Here is a 7,420-nt window from a genome sequence, read left to right on the forward strand (position 1 = left end):
GCGGCTGGAGCGCTGCGGGCGGCCCCTCCCGCCGCCCGCAGCGCTCCAGCCGCAGCCTCGTCACGGTCGTCGGCGTCGTCGTGCTCCTCATCGCCGCCATCGCCTTCGCCAACCGCGGCGGCGGCTCCCCCTCCGACTCCCCCGGCGGCGGCAGCCAGAGCGGCGGCTCCTCCAACGGCGCCCGTTCCCAGCCCACATCCCCCACCGGCACGAAGCCGGTCAACGGCAAGGACGCGGGCATCCCCACGGGTTACGCCCGCACCGACCAGGGCGCGCAGTCCGCGGCCGCCAACTACGCCGTGGCGCTCGGCTCCGACGGCATGTTCGACGAGGCCCGCCGGCACACGATCGTCGCGGCGATCCACGCCCCCGAGGTCGTCGACCGCCTCCAAGGTGACCTCGACCGTGCCTACTCGCCCGGTTTCCTCGCCAACGTGGGACTCAACGAGGACGGAAGCGTGCCGGACGGCTACACGTTCGTCTCCCGCACCGTCCCCGTGGGCACCCGTGTGACGGGCTTCTCCAAGAACGCGGCGACCGTCGAGGTGTGGAGCACGGGCCTCGTCGGCCTGGCCGGGGAGGGCTCGACGAAGCCCGTGAGCCAGACGTGGTTCACCATCACCGAGCAACTCGTATGGGTTGACGGGGACTGGAGAATCGAGACGTCCGGCCAGAAGGAGGGACCCGCGCCCGTCAACGGCGACAACCGCGCGGCCGACGCCGAGGAAATCGCCAACGCGGTCCAGGGTTACGGAGGGTTCACGTATGCCAGGTAGCCACCGGCGCCGCGCGCTGTCCCTGACCGCCCTGGTCGCGACTGCCCAGACGACCCTCGTCCTGGCCGCCTCACGCGCGGTGGCCGCCCCCAGCCCCACCCCCAGCCCGAGCGGCAGCAGCAACCCGTGCGACCTGATCGTGGGGCAGGCCCGCGACTACTGCGAGGGCGGCACGGGGTCCAAGAACACCCCCTCCGTGGCGGACCCCCTCGACCCCCTGGACTCGCTCGCGCGCGGCTGCGCCGACGCCGCCGCCTGGGTCATCGACGGCCTCTCCAAGGCGGTCAACAGGACCGCGGCCGTGGACTTCACCAACAAGGCGTTCCTCACCCAGTACGCCGTCGTCTTCGCCGCCTCCACCTTCCTCACGCTCCTCCTGTGGCTGCTGGCCGTCGCCAAGCGCGCCGTGCGCGGGGTGCCCCTCACCGAGGCGCTGACCGAGGCGGTCGGCTTCCTCTGGCTCACCGTGATCGCCTCCGCCTTCACGCCGCTGATCCTCTACACCGTCGTGTCGGCGACCGACGGCATCACGGAGGTCATCGCCTCGGGCACCTCCGCCGGCACCGACACGTTCTTCGGCTCGTTCCAGGACGCGTTGACCAAGGACTCCGACATCGGCGGCGGCCCGATCATGCTGATCGTGGTCTCCCTGGTGTCCGTGCTCGCCGCCGGCGTCCTGTGGCTCGAACTCGTCATCCGTGCCGCCCTGCTGTACGTCGGCGCGCTGCTCGGCACCGCCGTGTACTCGGGCCTGGTCGACAAGAACATGTGGCACCACGTGCGCCGTTGGGCCGGGATCATGATCGCCGTGATCCTCGTCAAACCGGTGATCGTGGTCGTGCTGGGCCTCGCGGGCGCGCTCAGCGGCTCCGACGGGCCCACCGCGTTCGGCGCCGTCGTGTCGGGCCTGGCCATCATCCTGCTGGCCATCTTCGCCAGCGCGATGATCTACCGCTTCGTCCCCGGCTTCGGCGACGACGTGGCCAGCCTCCGCAGCAACCGCAAGGCGAGCTCCGAGTCCCAGGCCGCCGCCGTCATCTCCTCCCCCGCCGCGCTGGTGAAGCAGGGCATCAAGACGCACAGCACCCGCGGCGGCCCCCAGGAGCAGGCCTCGGGCGGCGGCGCACAGCCCACGAACGCCGTGCCCAGCGGCATCGCCGCGCACAGCAGCCGCAACGGCACCGCGCCGGCACCGGCCCCCGCGCCCCGCACGAACCCTGACCGCGGCAACGGCGGCGGAACGACCAGCAAGACAGCAGGAGGCGAAAGCCGGTGACGTCCCAGCCCTACGCCGCACCGCAGCAGCGCCGTACGTACCTGATCGGCAAGGCACGTCCCAACGCCATCGTCGGAAAGAACCGCGAGACCGGCGAGATCGCCCTGATCATCGTCGGCGCGTTCCTCGGCATGATGAGCGGCCTGCTGATCCCCGTGCTGCCGCTGCGCATCCTCGGCCTGACGGGCTGGCCGCTGCTCGCCTTCGCCGCCGTCTACATGCCCTACCGGCGCCGCACCTTCTACCGCTGGTTCGAGATCAACCGCAGCTACCGCCGCACGCTGCGGTCGGCCGCGACGTACCGCTCCACCGCCGCCGAGTCCGGCACCCGGCTCGACGGCCGCGAGGTGGAGATCGGGCCGCCCCCCGGCATCGGCCGCATCACCTGGCTGTCGGCGCCCTTCGGCCCGGACGAGATCGCCGTGCTGCTGCACGTCGACCGGCGCACCGTGACCGCAGCCATCGAGATCGAGGGCCCCGGCGTCGGCCTGCGCGACAGCGAGGACCAGGAGGCCCTGGTCGAACGCTTCGGCACCCTGCTGAAGCACGTGGCCAACGGCGACGGCTTCGTCACCCGGCTGCAGATGCTCGCCCGCACCCTCCCCGCCGACCCCGACGCCCACGCCAAGGACGTCGCCCAGCGCGGCGACGACCGGGCCGAGCAGTGGCTCAAGGACTCCTACGACCAACTGCAGTCGATGGTGTCGACCTCGTCCGAGCAGCACCGCGCCTACCTCGTCGCGTGCATGCATTACAGCCGCGAGCTCGCCGCCGAGGGCAACGCCATCGCCCGCGCCGCGGGCGGCGCCCGCAAGTCCCTCGACAAGGACGCCGGCATCGCCGCCGTCATGGCCCGTGAGCTCACCGACATCTGCGCCCGCCTCACCGAGGCCGACATCCGGGTCCGGCAGCCGCTCGGCCAGGCGCGGCTGGCGTCGCTCATCCACTCCATGTACGACCCGGACCACCCGATCGACCACATCCAGGCGATGACCCGGCGCAACGCCTGGCCCGCGGAACTGGACGCCACCGAGCCGACCTTCCTCCAGGCCAAGACCCGCGAGTCGGCCACCCGCGCCCCCTGGTGCCACTCCACGGCCTGGGTCAAGGAGTGGCCGCTGACCCCCGTCGGCGTCAACTTCCTCGCCCCGCTGCTCGTCCACACCCCGGACGTGATCCGCACCGTCGCCGTCTGCATGGACCTCGAGCCGACCGACGTCGCCATCGAGCGCATGCTCACCGAGAAGACCAACGACGACGCCGAGGCCAGCCGCGCCGCCAAGATGAACCGCGTCGTCGACCCCCGCGACCTCGCCCACCACACCCGCATCGACCAGCGCGGCGAGGACCTCGCCTCCGGCGCCGCGGGCGTCAACCTGGTCGGCTACATCACGGTCTCCTCCCGCTCCCCGGAGGCCTTGGCGCGCGACAAGCGCACGATCCGCGCCTCCGCGGGCAAGTCGTACCTCAAGCTGGAGTGGTGCGACCGCGAACACCACCGGGCCTTCGTCAACACGCTTCCGTTCGCGACCGGCATCCGCCGCTGAGGGCCCGGGAGGTAGCACCATGCGCCTGTGCGCACTTGACGCTCCGTCTCCAGGGACGGCGCTAATGGGAAGGACGACAGGGACAACGATGCCACGCCGGAGCCTGCGCCCCAGGCGCCACGACCGCTGACGCCGAGGAGGCTCTCCACCCATGGCCATGCTGGACCCCCTCGCAGCGATCACCGACGCCTTCACCAGCTTCCTCTTCGGCAAGGTGGAGTCCACCCGACTCCCCGTCCGCACCTCGACGGGCCAGGCCCAGGCCGTCTACATGCCGACCGCCGCACCCGGCCTCGGCGACTCCGGCGTGATCATCGGCCGCGAGGTCTACTCCGGCAAGGGCTACATCTACGACCCGTTCCAGCTGTACGGGCAGCAACTCCCCGCCCCCCACTGGCTGGTCCTCGGCGAGTCCGGCAACGGCAAGTCCGCCCTGGAGAAGACGTACGTCCTGCGGCAGCTGCGCTTCCGCGACCGCCAGGTCGTCGTCCTGGACGCGCAGGGCGAGGACGGCGTCGGCGAGTGGAACCTCATCGCCAAGGCCCTCGGAATAACCCCCATCCGCCTGGACCCGATGGCGGCCCTCGACGGGGGCATCAAGCTCAACCCGCTCGACCCGGCGATCACCACCACGGGCCAGCTCGCCCTGCTCCGCACGATCATCGAGGTCGCCATGGGCCGCGGCCTGGACGAGCGTTCCGGCTTCGCGCTGAAGGTCGCCCACGCGTACGTCCACGAAACGGTCACCGACCGCCAGCCCATCCTCACCGACATCGTGGACCGGCTGCGGCACCCCATGGCCGACTCGGCCGAGTCGATGAACGTCGACCTGGAGGACGTCCGCGCCTGGGGCCTGGACGTGGCCCTCGTCCTGGACCGGCTCGTCGACGGCGACCTGCGGGGCATGTTCGACGGCCCGACGACCGCCGGCATCGACCTCGACGCCCCCCTCATCGTCTTCGACCTGTCCCACATCGACCGCAACTCCATCGCCATGCCGATCCTCATGGCGATCGTCGGCGTCTGGCTGGAGCACACCTGGATCCGCCCCGACCGGAAGAAACGCATCTTCCTGGTCGAGGAGGCCTGGCACATCATCAACAGCCCGTTCGTCGCGCAGCTCTTCCAGCGGCTGCTGAAGTTCGGCCGCCGTCTCGGCCTGTCCTTCGTGGCCGTCGTCCACCACCTGTCCGACGTGGTGGACGGCGCCGCCGCCAAGGAGGCCGCGGCGATCCTCAAGATGGCCTCCACGCGCACCATCTACGCCCAGAAGGCCGACGAGGCGCGCGCGACCGGCCGGGTACTGGGCCTGCCCCGGTGGGCGGTGGAGATCATCCCCACCCTCACCCCCGGCATCGCCGTCTGGGACGTCAACGGCAACGTGCAGGTCGTCAAGCACCTCATCACGGAGACCGAACGCCCGCTGGTCTACACCGACCGCGCCATGACCGAGGCCTCGGCCGACGAGGACGACCGGGCGGACGGGTTCGACGAGCCCCGGGTCTCCCTCGACAAGCAGCTGGCCGACGACGCGGTGGCCTGAACGGGGACCTGACCATGGCGAGAGCGCAGCACCACGGACAGGAGCGCGAGGGCGGCATCCCGGACGGGCTGATCCTCGGCGTCATGGGCTTCCTGCTCGGCATGACCGTCCTGGTGTGGACGGGCACGGGGATAGCCGGCCTCGTCTCCCACGGGGCGTGGCCGGCCGAGGTCCACTTCACGCGCACGCCCGTGGCCATGCGTCACCTCATCGCCGACCCCCACGACATCGCCGGGGCCTGGCGGCCCGCCCCGCCGGCGGGGCTGCCCGGCTCCGGGCTGTTCTGGGGCGTGTTCATCGGGCAGTTGATGGTGCTCTTCGTCCTCACGGTCTTCGTGATGGGCGTCGTCGCCCGCACCCGGCTGCGCCGCGCAGCCCGCCGCGCGGCACGCCGTACGGCGGCCCAGAAGGCCGCGGAGGCTGCCGTGGAGCCCGCGACCCCGGCCCGGCCCCGGCAGGCCGCGCAGGGGCCCGTGGAGGCCCCTGAGCCGGCCGCCCCCGAGCCTGAACCCGTACCGGTGGGACCCGCCACCGGCGTCCCCGCCGCCGGCCCCGGGGCTCCGTCGGTGACCATCGACCGTGAACTCACCCGCACCTACGCCGCTTTCGCCGCCCTCCGCAGCGACAAGGGCAAGCGCCTCGTCCAGCCGTCCGTCCTCAACGCGGCGGGCCCCGTCCTCGTCACCACGGCCGACCCGGACACCTTCCACCAGACCGTCGGCAACCGCGCCAAGCTCGGCCCGGTCCACGTCTACGACCCGGCCCACCTGGTCGACACCCCGGCCCGGCTCCGCTGGGCCCCGCACTCGGGCTGCGAGGACGTCCCCACGGCCGTCACCCGCGCCCGCGCCCTGCTCTTCCCGGTACGGCCGCGCGCCGCGGTCGACGCCGCGATGTTCGACGCCGCCGAGACCCTCCTGCGCTGCTGGCTGCACGCCGCCGCCGTCGACGGCCAGCCCTTCCGGCAGGTGCACCGCTGGGCGAGCGGCAGCTCCGGCCAGGACGCCGTCCGCATCCTGCGCACGCACTCCAAGGCCGCCTCCGGCTGGAGCGGGGAGCTCGAGTCCGTCCTCCACGCCCACACCCACCGCCGCGACGCCGCCCAGGCGCTCGTCCACCGCGCCCTGGAGTCCCTCAACTCCGTCCACATCCGGGACGCCTGCAATCCGGGACGCGCCGACGGCCTCGAGCTGGAGTCATTCCTCAAGGATCTGGGCACGCTCTATGTGGTGGGCGAGCCCAACGAGGACCCGCGAACCCACCCGGGTGCGATGCCGTTGCTCACCGCACTCGTATCGAGCGTGGTCGAGCACGGCCGGCGCATGGCCGCAGGGTCATCCTCCGGTCGGCTCGACCCACCAATGACCCTCGTGCTGGACGACATCGCCGCCCTCGCGCCGATCCCGGAACTCCCCGACCTCCTGGCCACCGGCACCTCCGCGGGCCTGCCCACCCTGGCCGTGCTCCGCTCCCCCGAACAGGCCCGCGACCACTGGCGAGGGCCGCTGTGGCAGCGCGCCGACACCCGCCTCGTCCTCGGCACCCAGCCCCCCGCGCTCCTCGAAGAGGTCCCGGACGCGGTGCGGTTGCCCTAGCGCACTCCCTACGGCCGCTCCAGCTCCATCTCGTACTCGGTCCGCGACTCGTCCAGCGGGAACGCCATCGTCCTCCCCGTCCTGACGAAGCCGAGCCGCTTGTAGAAGGCCTGCGCCCGGTGGTTGTCCTCGTGCACCCACAGCCGCACGCGCCGCACCTGATCCGGCAGCTGCCACGACCACTCGATCGCCGCACCCAGCAATTCCGCGGCCAACGCCCCGCCCCGGAACTCCGGCCGTACGTAGACGCCGACCAGATGGGTCTGGGGCACGGCGAACTCCTCGCCCGTCTCCACGAGTACGGCCACGTTCGCGACGCGTTCGCCGGCCTCGTCCTCCGCGATGAACGCCTGCGTCTGCCCCCGCTGCTGCCATACCTCGTCGGTGAACGCGGCCTCGGTGTCGTGCGTGTTGACGAAGGCCACGCTGCTGGCGGGGTCCTTGAGCGCCTCCAGCCGCAGCGCCCGCTGGGCACGCCACTCGTCGGGGCGGGACGCACGTATCGTGTAGCTCGTCATACCGCGATCGTACGCAAAAAAGCCCCGGCTCCCGAGTGATTAAACTCGGGAGCCGGGGCTCAAAATTTGTTCGGCGGCGTCCTACTCTCCCACAGGGTCCCCCCTGCAGTACCATCGGCGCTGAAAGGCTTAGCTTCCGGGTTCGGAATGTAACCGGGCGTTTCC

At 71.8% G+C, this 7,420-nt stretch carries 6 protein-coding genes and 1 rRNA gene; 5 read left to right on the forward strand and 2 right to left on the reverse strand.

From position 1 onward, the window contains the following. The 5 genes from PV350_RS42385 to PV350_RS42405 all read left to right on the forward strand — a co-directional run. The coding region (locus tag PV350_RS42385) for a DUF8175 domain-containg protein (protein ID WP_500338718.1) at window positions 1-776 on the forward strand (776 nt) is incomplete at its 5' end. Continuing rightward, window positions 766-2,052, forward strand: coding sequence for a hypothetical protein (locus PV350_RS42390; protein ID WP_499513095.1), 1,287 nt, complete (start codon window positions 766-768; stop codon window positions 2,050-2,052). The genes PV350_RS42385 and PV350_RS42390, both read left to right, overlap by 11 nt. Continuing rightward, window positions 2,049-3,599, forward strand: a complete 1,551-nt coding sequence (locus PV350_RS42395; RefSeq protein WP_499513094.1) for an SCO6880 family protein — start codon at window positions 2,049-2,051, stop codon at window positions 3,597-3,599. The genes PV350_RS42390 and PV350_RS42395 overlap by 4 nt, the downstream gene beginning before the upstream one ends. Window positions 3,600-3,756: 157 nt before the next feature. Further along, window positions 3,757-5,142, forward strand: coding sequence for a putative type IV secretion/conjugal transfer ATPase (locus PV350_RS42400; RefSeq protein WP_499516895.1), 1,386 nt, complete (start codon window positions 3,757-3,759; stop codon window positions 5,140-5,142). Between the two features lie 14 nt (window positions 5,143-5,156). Next, window positions 5,157-6,737 (forward strand): type IV secretory system conjugative DNA transfer family protein, encoded by a 1,581-nt coding sequence (locus PV350_RS42405; RefSeq protein ID WP_500338719.1) that lies wholly within the window; start codon window positions 5,157-5,159, stop codon window positions 6,735-6,737. Between the two features lie 8 nt (window positions 6,738-6,745). Here the strand turns inward: PV350_RS42405 and PV350_RS42410 are convergent, their stop codons facing one another. Both PV350_RS42410 and rrf read right to left on the reverse strand, forming a co-directional pair. Further along, window positions 6,746-7,255, reverse strand: coding sequence for a GNAT family N-acetyltransferase (locus tag PV350_RS42410; RefSeq protein WP_500338721.1), 510 nt, complete (start codon window positions 7,253-7,255; stop codon window positions 6,746-6,748). 68 nt (window positions 7,256-7,323) lie between these two features. Further along, a 5S ribosomal RNA gene (gene rrf, locus PV350_RS42415) occupies window positions 7,324-7,420 on the reverse strand; the annotation flags it as partial.

Source organism: Streptomyces sp. PA03-6a, assembly GCF_033792765.1.
Lineage (GTDB): Bacteria > Actinomycetota > Actinomycetes > Streptomycetales > Streptomycetaceae > Actinacidiphila.